Raw genomic sequence first — 14,834 nt, 5'->3', positions numbered from 1 at the left:
GAAGTCTCTCGTCACATTCCTCGTCGGGGAGCGTCAAGGCCCCCGAGGCCGGCGGCCACATCCCTGAGGTACGGGTTGCTGGCGCGCTCGCGGCCGATGGTCGTCTGAGGACCGTGGCCGGACAGCACCACGGTCGAGTCGTCGAGCGGCAGGCACACACGCGCCAGCGAGTCGAGCATCTCGGCGTGGTCGCCGCCGGGCAGGTCCGTGCGTCCGATGGAGCCGGCGAAGAGCAGATCTCCCGAGAAGAAGACCGACGGGATGTCATCGGCCTCGGGCATCTGGAAGGTCACCGACCCCTTGGTATGACCGGGCGCATGCGCGACCGAGAAGTCGAGGCCGGCGAGGCGCAGCTCCGCGCCGTCGGTCAGCTCCTTGACGTCGTCCGGCTCTCCCACGGTCAGGTCGCCCATCAGCGGCATCCCGAACGACCGGCCCAGCGCCTTCTCCGGGTCGCTCATCATGTAGCGGTCCGCGGGGTGGATCCACGCGGGCACGTCATGGGCGCCGCACACGGGCACGACGGAGGCGACATGGTCGATGTGGCCATGGGTGAGGACGACGGCGACGGGCTTGAGCCGATGCTTCTTGACCGCTTCGGCGACGCCCTCGGTGGCCTGGTGGCCCGGGTCGATGATCACGCACTCCTCGCCTGCGGCCGGGGCGACCAGGTAACAGTTGGTCCCCCAGGCTCCTGCGGGGAACCCGGCAATAAGCACGATCGTCCTCGGTGTGTGGGTGGAGAGCAGCAGATCAGAGACTACCGGCGCTGCCTCTCCCACAGCCAACCCGTATACGGTACGGGGCACACTCGACCGGTCGGCATCACGCGACGTACAAGGAGAAGACCCGGTGGTCAGCAGCGATCAGCGGCGGCGGCAGCTCGCCAGGGAAAAGTTCGAGCGCCAGCAGCAGCGTCGGACGCAGTCCCGCAAGAAGAAACAGCGGTACACGATCATCGCGGCGGCGCTCGCGGTGGTGCTCGCAGCGGGCGCCGCGGCCTATGCCTCCATCGGCCTGTCCGACGGCGACACCAAGAACGACGCCCAGACCGCGGACGAGAGCCAGTCGCCGAGCCCCACGGCCTCGGAGACCAAGAGCCCCGAGCCGGCGATGGCGATCGACAAGAAGGCGAAGTACTCGTTCGACCTCACGACCAACGAGGGCACGATCAAGATCGCGATGGATGCGGCGAAGACCCCGCACACCGTGAACTCGTTCAAGTCCCTGGCGGACAAGGGCTACTTCAACGGCACGAAGTGTCACCGGCTGACCACGCAGGGCATTTTTGTGCTCCAGTGCGGCGACCCGAAGGGCGACGGCACCGGCGGTCCCGGCTACACGATTCCGGACGAGAATCTGACCGCGCTGGGCAAGGCGGGCGCGGACGGCACCGTGACGTTTCCGGCGGGCACGGTGGCGATGGCCAATACCGGCCAGCCCGGAACCGGAGGCAGCCAGTTCTTCCTCGTCTACAAGGACACCAAGCTCCCGCCGAGCTACACCCCGTTCGGGAAAATGGACGCCGCGGGCCTGAAGGCCGTGCAGGAAGTGGCGAAGGCCGGAGTCACGGGCGGCGCCCAGGACGGTGCCCCGAAGAAGGCCGTCACCATTGAGAAGGCGGCTGTCCCGAAGGTGTGAGCCGGGGAATTTCGGCCGCGCTGAGTGCGGACAGCCGGGCGGCCGGTCGCCTAGATTGGCGTTGTGCAACGCGGACCGGACTGGCGTTGTGGAGGGCGGGCGCGGCCCGTCCAGGAAACTGTGGACGATGCCCGGGGGTCGAAACCCCTCGCAGGCATCAGGTGGAGGAGGCGCTGTGAGCAGCGACCCGTGGGGCCGTGTCGATGAGACGGGCACCGTGTACGTGCGTACAGCCGATGGCGAGCAGGTCGTCGGATCGTGGCAGGCGGGCACTCCTGAGGAGGCCCTGGCCTATTTCGAGCGCAAGTACGAGGGCTTGGTGGTCGAGATCGGCCTCCTCGAGCGGCGGGTGAAGACCACCGATCTCTCGGCCAAGGACGCCCAGACCGCCATCGACCACCTTCGCCAGCAGGTGGACGAGCATCATGCAGTGGGCGACCTCGCCGCGCTGTCGAAGCGCCTCGACGCTCTGGTCGAGACGGTCGAGAAGCGCCGCGAGGAGCGCAAGGTTCAGCGGGCGAAGCAGAACGACGAGGCCCGTCACGCCAAGGAGGCCCTGGTCACCGAGGCCGAGGAGCTGGCGCAGAGCGAGCAGTGGCGCTCGGCCGGCGAGCGGCTGCGGGCACTGGTGGACACCTGGAAGGGCCTGCCCCGGCTCGACCGAAAGTCGGACGACGAGCTGTGGCACCGCTTCTCGCACGCCCGCTCGGCCTTCTCCAAGCGCCGCAAGGCGCACTTCGCCTCGCTGGACGCGCAGCGCGAGGAGGCCCGTAAGGCGAAGGAGAAGCTGGTCGCGGAGGCCGAGTCGCTCTCGGGCTCCACCGACTGGGGCGCGACGGCCGCCCGCTACCGCGAGCTGATGGCGGAGTGGAAGGCCGCGGGCCGCGCGCAGCGCGAGTCCGAGGACGACCTGTGGAATCGTTTCCGCGGTGCGCAGGACGTCTTCTTCGCGGCCCGCAGCGGCGTCTTCGCCGAGCGGGACGCCGAGCAGGCCGAGAACCTCAAGCTCAAGGAGGAGCTCGCCGCCGAGGCAGAGAAGCTGGTGCCGGTGACGGATCTGAAGGCCTCGCGTGCCGCCTTCCGGTCCATCAACGAGCGCTGGGAGGCCATCGGCCATGTGCCGCGGGACGCCCGCCCCAAGGTCGAGGGCCGGATGCACGCCGTGGAGCGTGCCCTGCAGGAGACCGAGGACAACGAGTGGCGCCGGACGAACCCCGAGGCGCGTGCGCGCGCCGCGGGTCTGACGGGCCAGCTGCAGGCGGCCGTGGACAAGCTGCGCGGCCAGATCGACGCGGCGCGTGCTGCGGGCAACAACGCCAAGGCCGACAAGCTCGCGAAGGAGCTCGAGGGCCGGCAGGCGCTGCTCGACCAGGCGCTGAAGGGCCTGGAGGAGTTCGGCGGCTGACAGTCGTACGGAAGGGCCCCCTGTACCTCGTGTGCAGGGGGCCCTTCCGTATGCGCGGTTACGGCCTGCGCGCCGAGGTCACCCGGTACACGTCGTAGACGCCCTCCACGCCCCGTACCGCCTTCAGCACGTGTCCGAGGTGCTTCGGGTCGCCCATCTCGAAGGTGAAGCGTGAGGTGGCCACCCGGTCGCGGGAGGTCTGGACGGCCGCCGAGAGGATGTTGACGTGCTGGTCGGACAGGACGCGCGTGACGTCCGAGAGCAGCCTCGACCGGTCCAGCGCCTCGACCTGGATGGCGACCAGGAAGACGGAGGACTGGGTGGGCGCCCACTCGACCTCGAGGATGCGCTCCGGCTGCTGCGACAAGGAGTCGACGTTGACGCAGTCCGCGCGGTGTACCGATACGCCGCTGCCGCGGGTGACGAAGCCGATGATGGGGTCACCGGGCACCGGCGTGCAGCAGCGGGCCAGCTTGACCCAGACGTCCTCGACGCCCTTGACGACCACGCCCGGGTCCGCGTTGGAGCGGCGCTTGGTGCGGCTGCGGGACGGCGGGGTGCTCTCGGCGATGTCCTCGTTGGCCGCCTCCTCGCCGCCGAGGGCCTGCACCAGCTTCTGCACGACGCCCTGCGCGGCCACATGGCCCTCGCCGATCGCCGCGTACAGCGACGAGATGTCGGGGTAGCGCATCTCGTGCGCGAGCGTGACGAGCGAGTCGCCGGTGAGGATGCGCTGGATCGGCAGGTTCTGCTTGCGCATGGCCCGCGCGATGGCGTCCTTGCCCTGCTCGATGGCCTCGTCGCGGCGCTCCTTGGAGAACCAGGCGCGGATCTTGTTGCGTGCGCGGGGCGACTTGACGAAGCCGAGCCAGTCGCGGGAGGGGCCCGCGCCCTCGGCCTTGGAGGTGAAGACCTCCACCAAGTCGCCGTTGTCCAGGGTCGATTCGAGCGGTACGAGCCGTCCGTTGACCCGCGCCCCTATGGTGCGATGGCCCACTTCCGTATGGACGGCGTACGCGAAGTCGACCGGAGTCGCGCCCGCCGGAAGCGCTATGACATCGCCCTTCGGCGTGAAGACGAAGACCTCGTTGCGGGAGAGGTCGAAGCGCAGCGACTCCAGGAACTCCGAGGGATCCTCGGTCTCCTTCTGCCAGTCCAGCAGCTGGCGCAGCCACGCCATGTCGTTGACGGCATCGTCCTTGCCGGCCCGCTTCGGGACGTCCGTACGCACCTTGGAGGCGCCGGCGGAGGGCTCCTGCTTGTACTTCCAGTGCGCGGCGATGCCGTACTCGGCGCGGCGGTGCATGTCGAAGGTGCGGATCTGCAGCTCGACAGGCTTGCCGTTGGGCCCGATCACCGTGGTGTGCAGCGACTGGTACATGTTGAACTTCGGCATCGCGATGTAGTCCTTGAACCGGCCGGGGACCGGGTTCCATCGCGCGTGCACCGTGCCGAGTGCGGCGTAGCAGTCGCGGACCGTGTCGACGAGGACGCGGATGCCGACCAGGTCGTAGATCTCCGCGAAGTCACGGCCGCGGACGATCATCTTCTGGTAGACGCTGTAGTAGTGCTTCGGCCGTCCGGTGACGGTGGCCTTGATACGGGCGGCGCGCAGATCGGACTGGACCTCGTCGGTCACTATGGCCAGATACTCGTCGCGCTTGGGCGCGCGCTCGGCGACCAGCCGCACGATCTCGTCGTACATCTTGGGGTAGAGGATCGCGAAGGCGAGGTCCTCCAGCTCCCACTTGATGGTGTTCATGCCCAGCCGGTGGGCCAGCGGCGCATAGATCTCGAGCGTCTCGCGGGCCTTCTTCTCCTGCTTCTCCCGCTTGAGATAGCGCATGGTGCGCATGTTGTGCAGCCGGTCGGCGAGCTTGATGACCAGGACGCGAGGGTCCTTGGCCATGGCGACGACCATCTTGCGCACGGTCTCGGCCTGCGCGGCCTCGCCGAACTTGACCTTGTCCAGCTTGGTGACGCCGTCGACGAGGAGAGCGACCTGGTCGCCGAAGTCGCGGCGCAGTGTGTCCAGGCCGTACTCGGTGTCCTCGACGGTGTCGTGCAGCAGTCCGGCCATCAGCGTCGCCGGGTCCATGCCGAGCTCGGCGAGGATGGTGGTGACGGCGAGCGGATGCGTGATGTACGGGTCGCCGCTCTTGCGCTTCTGCCCGCGGTGCCAGCGCTCGGCGACCTGGTAGGCCTTCTCGACCTGGCGGAGCGTGGAGCTCTCGATCTTCGGGTCGTTGCTGCGCACTATCCGCAGCAGCGGCTCCAGGACCGGGTTGTACGGCGACGAACGCTGGACGCCCAGACGCGCGAGGCGGGCGCGCACCCGGTTCGACGATCCGGCGGCCCGCGGCACGGCGGCGGGCGTGGGCCTGGGCGCGGGTGCCGGAGCGGAAGCAGCGGGGTTCGGGGCGGAGGCCGGTGCCGCGCCATTGGCTCGCTCGGGCGCCGCCGGCTCGGTCTTCTCGGCCGGCTGCTGCTTCTCGGGCGTGACAGGGGCTGCCGCGGCCCTATCGGCCTTCTGGTCGGGCTGCGCGGCGGCGGGCTGGGCCTCGTCTGGCAAGAGCACTCCTCGTGCGGTTCCGGGTCCCCCGGTCAGGCCCGGAGAAGCCATGGTATCGACCTCGCAGTCCGGGTGCTTACGAGGCCGTAACACACCCATGGGCACCACGGGGATTCCCGTGGTGCCCATGGCCTTGTCCGTACCGGCGTCGACGCCGTGCCGGACGGTGCTCAGATGGTGATCAGAGCCTCCAGCGGAGCCCCTCGCAGAGCAGGCTCCAGGCGGGCCCGGCCGCCGAGGAAACTCAGCTCCATCAGGACCGCGATGCCGGCGACGTCCGCGCCGCTGCGGCGGATCAGCTCCAGTGCGGCCCCGGCGGTGCCGCCGGTGGCGAGCACATCGTCGATGACCATCACGCGGTCGCCCTGCTGCAGGTCCTCGGCGTGCACCTCGATCTCGGCAGTGCCGTACTCCAGCTCGTACGCCTGCGAGAGCGTCGCTCCGGGGAGCTTGCCCGCCTTCCGCACCGGGATGAAGCCGAGACCGGCACGGACCGCGACGGGGGCGCCCAGGATGAAGCCGCGCGCCTCCAGACCGACGATCTTCGTGGCCTCGTACCGCGCACACAGCTCGGCGAGCGCGTCGGTGAGCACCGTGAACGCCTTCGGGTCCGCGAGCAGCGGCGTGATGTCCTTGAACATCACACCCGGCTTCGGATAGTCCGGGACGTCACGGATGCGGCTGAGCAGCAGCTCCTGCGCGCTCTCGGTCACCGGCGCCTGCCCGAAGGACGGCCACCACGGCCGCGGCCGCGCTGACCGACGACGGCGCCGGCGGGCGCGGTGTCGGAGTGCTCCTCGTCCTGCGGCTCACCGGAGTCGTCCGCCAAGTCCGGCGACTCGCCCTTGGCGGCGGCCTGCGCGCGCTTGGCGAGCACCCGCTTCTTCAGGGCCTTCATCTGCGGCTCGCGCTCCTTGAGGTCGGCGACGAGCGGCGTGGCGATGAAGATCGAGGAGTACGCACCGGCCGCGAGGCCGACGAACAGCGACAGCGAGATGTCGTTGAGCATGCCGGCACCGAGGAAGCCGCCGCCGATGAACAGCAGACCGGCGACCGGCAGCAGCGCGACGACGGTGGTGTTGATGGAACGCACCAGGGTGCCGTTCAGGCTGCGGTTGGCGACCTCGCTGTAGGTGTAGCGGGTCTGCTTGGTGATGTCCTTCGCGCCCTCCTTGAGACCGTCGAAGACGACGACGGTGTCATAGAGGGAGTAACCGAGGATGGTGAGCAGACCGATCACCGTGCCGGGCGTGACCTCGAAGCCGACGAGCGCGTACACGCCGACGGTGATGGTGAGGTCGTGGATCAGCGCGATGAGCGCGGCGACGGCCATCCGCCATTCGAAGGCGACCGCGAGATAGAGCACCACGAGGAGCATGAAGACCCCGAGGCCGGTCCATGCCTTGTTGGCGATCTGCTCGCCCCAGCTCGGGCCGACCAGCTCGCCGGTGATGAGGTCCGGGTCGACCTTCAGGTCCTCGGCCAGCTGAGCGCTGACCTTGTCGGCCTGGGCGGTGTCCAGTTCGCTGACCTGGATACGGAGTGTGTCGTTGCCGAGCTTCTGGACGATGGCGTCGTGGCCGGAGGCCTCTTCCGCGTAGGTCTCGGCCTGGGCGACCGACACGCTCGTCTTCGGGGTGTTGAAGACGGCACCGCCCTTGAACTCGATGCCCATGTTCAGGCCCTGCACCGCCAGGCCGACGATGGCCGTGATGGTGATCAGGATCGAGAGGCCGTACCAGATCTTCCGCTTGGCGACGAAGTCATAGCCGACCTCGCCTCGGTAGAGCCTGGCGCCGATGCTGCCGAATCGCGACATCTCACGCCTCCTTCGGGTGGTCGGTGGGGGCGGAGACGCCGCGCGAGCGGCGCAGCGGCGGCTTGGCGCCCAGACGCTTCGGGTCGAGTCCGGACCACGGGTGACCGCTCGCGAAGAACTTCTTGCGCGCGAGGATCGTCATGATCGGCTTGGTGAAGAAGAACACCACGACGACGTCGAGCAGGGTGGTCAGGCCGAGCGTGAACGCGAAGCCCTGCACCTTGCCGACGGTCACGATGAACAGCACCGCGGCGGCGAGGAACGACACGAAGTCGGACACCAGGATGGTGCGCCGGGCGCGCGGCCAGGCCCGCTCGACGGCCGGACGGAGCGTACGGCCCTCGCGGATCTCGTCCCGGATGCGTTCGAAGTACACGATGAACGAGTCCGCGGTGATACCGATCGCGACGATGGCACCGCAGACCGCCGGAAGGTTCAGCGCAAAGCCGATGGCCGGGCCCATGAGCGTCATCAGCGTGTACGTGAGGGCCGCCGAGACGAGCAGGCTCAGCAGCGCCACGACGGACAGGCCGCGGTAGTAGGCCAGCAGGTAGATGACGACCAGCGCGAGGCCGATGGCACCCGCAATGAGACCCGCCTTCAGCTGCTCCTCGCCGAGCGCCGGGGAGACGGTGGTGACGCTCTGCTCCTCGAAGGTCAGCGGCAGGGCACCGTAGGACAGGATGTTGCCCAGGTCCTGGGCGGACTGCTGGGTGAAGCTGCCGGAGATCTCGGCGCTGGCGCTCAGCGTCTGGCTGACCGACGGGGCCGAGACGACCTCGCCGTCGAGCACGATCGCGAACTGGTTCTGCGGCTGCTGCTGCTGCGACAGCTTGCTGGTGATCGCCGAGAACTTCTTGGAGCCCGCGTTGGTGAAGTCCATCTGGACGATCCACATGCCGCGCTGCTGGTCGAGCACGCCCTTGGCGTCGTCGACGTCCTTGCCCTCGACCTCGGCGGGACCGAGGACGTACTTCTCCCAGGTTCCGGCGCCGTTCTTGCCACAGGCGACGGTCGGGTCCTCGGGCCTGACGCCCTTGCCCACGTTCGAGCGCTGCTTCGAATCCAGGCAGTTCAGCTCGGTGAACTTCTTCTCCAGCGCGGCGGAGGCAGGGTCGGCGCTCGGCGCCGGCGTCGGGGCCGCGGACGGCTTGCCCGATGCGGAACCGCTGGGCGTGGGCGTCGGGGCCTTCAGCCCCTCGGTGACGGCACGGCCCTGAGTGGTGGCGCTACTGCTCGGCGAGGTGGACGGCGGGGTGGCCTTGTCCTTGTCGTCCGTGGCCTTGTCCCCGGCCTTGTCGGACGCCGCGGCGCTGGGGCTGGGAGTGGGCTGCGGGGTCGTCGGACCGCCCGCGGCGACGGTCAGCACAGGCCGGAAGTAGAGCTGGGCGGTGGTGCCGACCTGCTCACGGGCCTGAGCGGAGTTCGTGCCCTTGGGGATGTTGACGATGATGTTCTCGCCACCCTGGGTCTGGACCTCCGCCTCGGAGACGCCGAGACCATTGACACGGCGCTCGATGATGCCGACCGCGGTCTTCATGTTGGTCTCGTTGACCGACTCTTCCTTGCCCGGCTCCGGCACGGCCTTCAGCGTGATCGTCGTGCCGCCGGCCAGGTCGATGCCCAGACGCGGCGTGGTGTGCCCGGACCAGAACATCCCGCCGGTGAGAGCGACGAGAGCGATCAGGATCAGTACCAGGGCACGCCCCGGCTTGCCCTGACCCCCCGCCGCTGCTCTGCGGCCCTTCTTGGGTGCTGCCACCTTCTCGTTTCTCCCTGTCCAACCGCCCCCGCGCCGGGTGTGCGCCGGGGCGGCCACGAAGTGTTGTGGGGACCTGCCCCCGCAGAAGTCAACACGACCGCAGGACCGCAGGGCACCTGTCGGCGCCCCTGCGGTCCCCGGTCCCGGTTACTTCGCTTCGGTGTCGCCGTTGGACTTGCCGTCCTTGGGCGCGTCCTCGACGTCGGCGTCCTTGGTCTCGGCGTCATCGGACGCGTCGTCGGCGTCGGCGGCCGGGGCGTCGTCCGCCTCGGGCTTCTTGCCGAGGTCGATCTTCGCGTCGTCGGCGGTCAGCGACGAGGCGTCGTCCGGGACGATCGGGCTGTCGCCCTTGAGGTCGCCGTCGCCGTGCACGATGCGGTTGTACTCCTCGTCGGCGAGAACCGCGCCGATGGAGTTCTTCGCGAAGATGAGGTGGACGCCGGGCGCGGCCTCAAGGAGGACCGTGTCGTCGTTGACCTCCTTGACGGTGGCGTACAGACCCCCGATCGTCCGGACGCCGGTGCCGGGCTGCATCTGGTCACGCATGTGTGCGGCCTGCTGCTGCTTCTTCTTGGCGGACCGGGTCATCAGGAACATGGCCCCGATGAGCACAATGAAGGGGAGGAGGGTCACGAGACTCACGGGAAGAAACTTCCTTCACACGACCGCACCGATGAGGCGGCCTTATCTACGGGGGTGGGCACGCCGACCTGTAAGGGCGGCATCGGCGGAGTCTAAGCGAGTCCGCATCAAAGGAACAACGCCCAGCATCGCACCGAGGTTCCTGACCCGGCGAGTACCCGCGCCGTCACGCCCCGAACAGGCCCTGTTGTCCGCCTGCGCCGGGCGCCTGCTGAGGCGGTACGAGGCCCAGGTGGGCCCAGGCGGCAGGGGTGGCGACCCGGCCTCGCGGCGTTCTGGCCAGCAGCCCCTCCCGTACCAGGAAGGGCTCCGCCACCTCCTCGACCGTCTCGCGCTCCTCCCCCACGGCCACCGCCAGCGTCGACAGGCCCACCGGGCCGCCGCCGAAGAGCTTGAGCAGCGCCTGAAGCACGGCACGGTCCAGCCGGTCGAGGCCGCGGACATCGACCTCGTAGACCTTCAGGGCCGCGGCCGCCACCTCGCGGGTGATCAGTCCGTCCGCCTTGACCTGCGCATAGTCCCGGACGCGGCGCAGCAGCCGGTTGGCGATACGGGGTGTGCCGCGGGAGCGGCCGGCGATCTCGGCGGCGCCGTCCGCCTCGATGTCCAGATCGAGGAGGAGCGCGGAGCGGTGGATGACGCGCTCCAGTTCGGTGGGGTCGTAGAACTCCATGTGAGCGGTGAAGCCGAAGCGGTCGCGCAGCGGAGGCGGCAGCAGTCCGGCCCGGGTGGTGGCGCCGACCAGCGTGAACGGCGGCAGCTCGAGCGGGATGGCGGTGGCTCCCGGGCCCTTCCCGACGATCACGTCGACCCGGAAGTCCTCCATGGCCATGTAGAGCATTTCCTCGGCGGGCCTCGACATCCGGTGGATCTCGTCGAGGAAGAGGACCTCGCCCTCCTGGAGCGAGGACAGGATGGCGGCCAGGTCGCCGGCGTGCTGGATGGCGGGGCCCGAGGTGATGCGGATCGGGGCCTTCATCTCGGCCGCGATGATCATGGAGAGGGTGGTCTTGCCGAGTCCGGGCGCGCCGGAGAGCAGGACATGGTCGGCGGTCGCGCCGCGGGCGAGGGCCGCCTTCAGCACGAGGTCCAGCTGCTCGCGGACCCGCTCCTGGCCCACGAACTCGTCCAGCGACTTCGGCCGCAGCGCCGCCTCTACCGCCTGGTCCTCACCGTCGGCGGACGCGCCGACGATCCGGCCGTCCACGGTGTCCTCGGCCGTCGGTGCGGCCTCGTCCCAGTTCACTGAAGGATCACCTCGTGCGGTTCAGGGTCTGGAGTGCGGCCTTCAGCAGCGGGCCCACGGCGGGCGGGCCGTCTGCGGCCTCGGCCTGCGGGGCGACCGCGGTGACCGCCTCGTCCGCCTCGCGGGTGGCGTAGCCGAGGCCGATCAGCGCCGTGTGCAGCTGGTCGCGCCAGGAAGCGGAGACGGCGGTGCCGATGCCCTGTCTGCCGATGTGTGCGCCGACCGGTTCGCCCAGCCGGTCCTTCAGCTCGAGCAGCAGCTTCTGCGCACCCTTCTTTCCGATGCCGGGCACGGCGGTCAGCGTCTTCTCGTCGCCGGTGGCGACCGCAACCCGCAGCGCGTCGGGCGTGTGCACGGCGAGCATCGCCTGGGCCAGCCGCGGTCCGACGCCGCTGGCGGTCTGCAGCAGCTCGAAGACCTGCCGTTCGTCGTCGTCCGTGAAGCCGTAGAGCGTGAGCGAGTCCTCCCGCACGACCAGGGAGGTGGCGAGCTTCGCCTCCTGGCCGATGCGCAGCGTTGACAGCGTGTTCGGGGTGCACTGGACGGCCATGCCGACGCCGCCGACCTCGATGACCGCTGTGGTGGGCGCGAGGGCGGCGACCGGGCCGCTCACAAAGGCGATCATGCGGTACGGCCTTTCGGTGCGTGCGCCGCCCGGTGTGCGGCGACGGCTTGCTGGAGGCGATTTTGCGCCGGGGCGCGCCAGATGTGGCAGATGGCGAGCGCGAGGGCGTCCGCCGCGTCGGCGGGCTTCGGCGGAGCGTCCAGCCGCAGCAGCCGAGTCACCATCGCGCCGACCTGCGCCTTGTCGGCGCGGCCGTTGCCGGTGACGGCGGCCTTCACTTCGCTCGGGGTGTGCAGTACGACGGGGATGCCGCGGCGGGACGCGCAGAGCATGGCGACGGCGCTGGCCTGTGCGGTGCCCATGACCGTGGCCACGTTGTGCTGGCTGAACACCCGCTCCACCGCGACGAATTCGGGCCGGTGCTCGTCGAGCCACTGCTCGATGCCCTGCTCGATGGCGACCAGCCGGTGGCCCAACTCGGCGTCCGCCGGGGTCCGTACGACACCGACGCCGAGCATCGTCAGGGGACGGCCGGCGACGCCCTCGACCACGCCGACACCGCATCGGGTCAACCCGGGGTCCACGCCCAGTACTCGCACCCCCACCCCTCCTTCGATCGCCTGTTTGTGCAGGCTATCCGGTGTCACTGACAATCCGCTGTCACTGACCAACCGGTGTCAGTGACCAACCGGTGTCAGTGACCAACCGGTGTCACTGACAAAGCAGACCGACAAAGCGGCGGGCCGACGGGGTGTGTCCCGTCGGCCCGCCGTATGACTGCCTGTCAGGCGTCGACCTTCTCCATGACCTCGTCGGAGACGTCGAAGTTGGCGAAGACGTTCTGCACGTCGTCGCTGTCCTCCAGCGCGTCGATCAGCTTGAAGATCTTGCGCGCGCCCTCCTCCTCCAGCTCGACCTGCATGGTCGGGACGAAGTTGGCCTCGGCCGAGTCGTAGTCGATGCCGGCCTCCTGGAGCGCGGTACGCACCGCGACCAGGTCGGTGGCCTCGCTGATGACCTCGTAGGACTCACCGAGGTCGTTGACCTCCTCCGCGCCGGCGTCCAGGACCGCGCCCAGCACGTCGTCCTCGGTCAGCTCGCCCTTGGCGACGATGACGACGCCCTTGCGGTTGAAGAGGTACGAGACGGAGCCCGGGTCGGCCATCGAGCCGCCGTTGCGCGTCATGGCGACACGGACGTCCGAGGCGGCGCGGTTGCGGTTGTCGGTGAGGCACTCGATGAGCACGGCGACGCCGTTCGGGCCGTAGCCCTCGTACATGATCGTCTCGTAGTCGGCGCCACCGGCCTCGAGGCCCGCGCCGCGCTTGACCGCGGAGTCGATGTTCTTGTTCGGGACCGAGCTCTTCTTCGCCTTCTGGATGGCGTCGAAAAGGGTCGGGTTTCCTTCGACGTCAGCACCGCCGGTGCGGGCAGCAACCTCGATGTTCTTGATCAGCTTCGCGAAGAGCTTGCCGCGCTTGGCATCGATCACGGCCTTCTTGTGCTTCGTCGTAGCCCATTTAGAGTGGCCGGACATCTGCCTGTCTCCTTCGCGTAACCCATTGCTGCTGCGTTCGGCAGAGATCCTACCGGGACGCCGTCACCAGGCAGCGCGCACCATGTCCACAAACAGGCCGTGCACTCGGTGGTCGCCGGTGAGTTCGGGGTGGAAGGAAGTGGCCAGCGCGTTGCCCTGCCGTACGGCGACGATGTGGCCGTCGTACTGGGCCAGCACCTCGACCTCCGCGCCGACCGACTCCACCCACGGCGCCCGGATGAAGACGCCGTCGACCGCGCCGTCCTCCACGCCCGTGACCTCGACGGCCGCCTCGAAGGACTCGTTCTGCCGGCCGAAGGCGTTGCGGCGGACGATCATGTCGATGCCGCCGAGCGTCTCCTGGCCGGAGCGCGGGTCGAGGATCTTGTCGGCGAGCATGATCAGGCCCGCGCAGGTGCCGTAGACGGGCATCCCCGCGGCGATGCGCTCGCGCAGCGGCTCCAGCATGCCGAAAAGAACGGCCAGCTTGGACATGGTGGTCGACTCGCCGCCGGGGATGACGAGGCCGTCGACCTCGGCGAGCTCCTCGGGCCGCCGGACCGGCCTGGCCACGGCATCGGCCGCGGCCAGGGCGATCTGGTGCTCCCGTACGTCGCCCTGGAGTGCCAGGACACCAATCACGGGAGTGGTCATTACCAGCCTCGGTTGGCGTAGCGCTCGGTCTCCGGCAGGGTGTCGCAGTTGATGCCGACCATGGCCTCGCCGAGGTTGCGGGAGGCGTCCGCGATGATCTTGGGGTCGTCGTAGAAGGTGGTGGCCTTCACGATGGCGGCGGCGCGCTTGGCCGGGTCGCCGGACTTGAAGATGCCGGAGCCGACGAAGACGCCCTCGGCGCCGAGCTGACGCATCAGAGCGGCGTCGGCCGGGGTGGCCACACCGCCGGCGGAGAAGAGGACGACCGGCAGCTTGCCCAGCTCGGCGACCTCCTTGACGATCTCGTACGGGGCGCGGAGCTCCTTGGCGGCGGCGTACAGCTCGTTGTTGTCGAAGCCGCGCAGCTTGGCGATCTCGTTCTTGATCTGGCGCAGGTGGCGGACGGCCTCGACGACGTTGCCGGTGCCGGCCTCGCCCTTCGAGCGGATCATGGCCGCGCCCTCGGCGATCCGGCGCAGCGCCTCACCGAGGTTGGTGGCACCGCAGACGAACGGGGTCGTGAAGGCCCACTTGTCGGAGTGGTTGACCTCGTCGGCCGGGGTCAGCACCTCGGACTCGTCGATGTAGTCGACGCCGAGGGACTGGAGCACCTGGGCCTCGACGAAGTGGCCGATGCGGGACTTGGCCATGACCGGGATCGAGACCGCGTCGATGATCTCCTCGATCATGTTCGGGTCGGACATCCGGGCCACGCCGCCGTCCTTGCGGATGTCGGCCGGGACCCGCTCCAGCGCCATGACGGCCACCGCGCCCGCGTCCTCGGCGATCTTCGCCTGCTCGGCGTCGACCACGTCCATGATGACGCCGCCCTTGAGCTGCTCGGCCATGCCGCGCTTGACGCGCGCGGTGCCGGTCGCTGCATGGTCGTTGGGCTGAGGGGTGTTGGGGAGCGTGCTGGACACGGAAGGACCTCACTCGATGACGACGTTGTGATGCGTCACCGATGGAACATCCGCCGACCAGTCCACAG

At 69.2% G+C, this 14,834-nt stretch carries 14 protein-coding genes; 2 read left to right on the top strand and 12 right to left on the bottom strand.

Going from position 1 to position 14,834, the window contains the following annotated elements; genetic code table 11:
- Positions 1–11: 11 nt before the first annotated feature.
- A complete protein-coding gene (locus ACH4YL_RS17680) occupies positions 12–719 on the bottom strand; it encodes an MBL fold metallo-hydrolase (protein WP_398508381.1) in 708 nt (235 codons plus the stop codon).
- Positions 720–852: 133 nt separating this feature from the next.
- On the opposite strand from ACH4YL_RS17680, the gene ACH4YL_RS17675 reads away from it, so the two are divergent.
- On the top strand, positions 853–1,641 hold the full coding sequence (locus ACH4YL_RS17675; RefSeq protein WP_398508233.1) for a peptidylprolyl isomerase: 789 nt from the start codon (positions 853–855) through the stop codon (positions 1,639–1,641).
- A gap of 175 nt (positions 1,642–1,816) precedes the next feature.
- Positions 1,817–3,046 (top strand): DUF349 domain-containing protein, encoded by a 1,230-nt coding sequence (locus ACH4YL_RS17670; protein WP_398508232.1) that lies wholly within the window; start codon positions 1,817–1,819, stop codon positions 3,044–3,046.
- A 58-nt stretch (positions 3,047–3,104) separates the two neighbouring features.
- On the opposite strand, the gene ACH4YL_RS17665 is transcribed toward ACH4YL_RS17670, so the two are convergent.
- From ACH4YL_RS17665 to pdxS, 11 genes are all read right to left on the bottom strand, one after another.
- Positions 3,105–5,618: a RelA/SpoT family protein gene (locus ACH4YL_RS17665; protein WP_398508231.1), complete on the bottom strand. Its 2,514-nt coding sequence runs from the start codon at positions 5,616–5,618 to the stop codon at positions 3,105–3,107.
- Positions 5,619–5,788: 170 nt separating this feature from the next.
- Positions 5,789–6,331: an adenine phosphoribosyltransferase gene (locus ACH4YL_RS17660; RefSeq protein WP_398508230.1), complete on the bottom strand. Its 543-nt coding sequence runs from the start codon at positions 6,329–6,331 to the stop codon at positions 5,789–5,791.
- Positions 6,328–7,437 carry a protein translocase subunit SecF gene (gene secF / locus ACH4YL_RS17655; protein ID WP_398508229.1) on the bottom strand — a complete coding sequence of 370 codons (1,110 nt, stop codon included), beginning with the start codon at positions 7,435–7,437 and terminating at the stop codon, positions 6,328–6,330. The genes ACH4YL_RS17660 and secF overlap by 4 nt, the downstream gene beginning before the upstream one ends.
- A 1-nt stretch (position 7,438) precedes the next feature.
- On the bottom strand, positions 7,439–9,199 hold the full coding sequence (secD, locus tag ACH4YL_RS17650) for a protein translocase subunit SecD (protein WP_398508228.1): 1,761 nt from the start codon (positions 9,197–9,199) through the stop codon (positions 7,439–7,441).
- Positions 9,200–9,346: 147 nt separating this feature from the next.
- Positions 9,347–9,841 (bottom strand): preprotein translocase subunit YajC, encoded by a 495-nt coding sequence (yajC, locus tag ACH4YL_RS17645; RefSeq protein ID WP_398508227.1) that lies wholly within the window; start codon positions 9,839–9,841, stop codon positions 9,347–9,349.
- Positions 9,842–10,007: 166 nt separating this feature from the next.
- Positions 10,008–11,087 (bottom strand): Holliday junction branch migration DNA helicase RuvB, encoded by a 1,080-nt coding sequence (gene ruvB / locus ACH4YL_RS17640; protein ID WP_398508226.1) that lies wholly within the window; start codon positions 11,085–11,087, stop codon positions 10,008–10,010.
- A gap of 7 nt (positions 11,088–11,094) precedes the next feature.
- Positions 11,095–11,712, bottom strand: coding sequence for a Holliday junction branch migration protein RuvA (ruvA, locus tag ACH4YL_RS17635; RefSeq protein WP_398508225.1), 618 nt, complete (start codon positions 11,710–11,712; stop codon positions 11,095–11,097).
- Complete coding sequence (gene ruvC, locus ACH4YL_RS17630) at positions 11,709–12,251, bottom strand: crossover junction endodeoxyribonuclease RuvC (RefSeq protein ID WP_398508224.1); 543 nt, start codon at positions 12,249–12,251, stop codon at positions 11,709–11,711. Before ruvC ends, ruvA begins: the two co-directional genes overlap by 4 nt.
- A gap of 185 nt (positions 12,252–12,436) precedes the next feature.
- The gene (locus tag ACH4YL_RS17625; RefSeq protein WP_398508223.1) at positions 12,437–13,189 is read right to left on the bottom strand and encodes a YebC/PmpR family DNA-binding transcriptional regulator; all 753 of its coding nucleotides are present in this window, start codon (positions 13,187–13,189) and stop codon (positions 12,437–12,439) included.
- Positions 13,190–13,252: 63 nt separating this feature from the next.
- The gene (gene pdxT, locus ACH4YL_RS17620; RefSeq protein ID WP_398508222.1) at positions 13,253–13,843 is read right to left on the bottom strand and encodes a pyridoxal 5'-phosphate synthase glutaminase subunit PdxT; all 591 of its coding nucleotides are present in this window, start codon (positions 13,841–13,843) and stop codon (positions 13,253–13,255) included.
- Positions 13,843–14,766, bottom strand: coding sequence for a pyridoxal 5'-phosphate synthase lyase subunit PdxS (pdxS, locus tag ACH4YL_RS17615; RefSeq protein WP_398508221.1), 924 nt, complete (start codon positions 14,764–14,766; stop codon positions 13,843–13,845). The genes pdxT and pdxS overlap by 1 nt, the downstream gene beginning before the upstream one ends.
- Positions 14,767–14,834: the final 68 nt, after the last annotated feature.

This window comes from Streptomyces sp. NPDC020681, from assembly GCF_044334895.1.
Lineage (GTDB): Bacteria > Actinomycetota > Actinomycetes > Streptomycetales > Streptomycetaceae > Streptomyces.
Note: the sequence above shows the minus strand (reverse complement) of the source record. Positions and strands in the feature narration are given on the sequence as shown.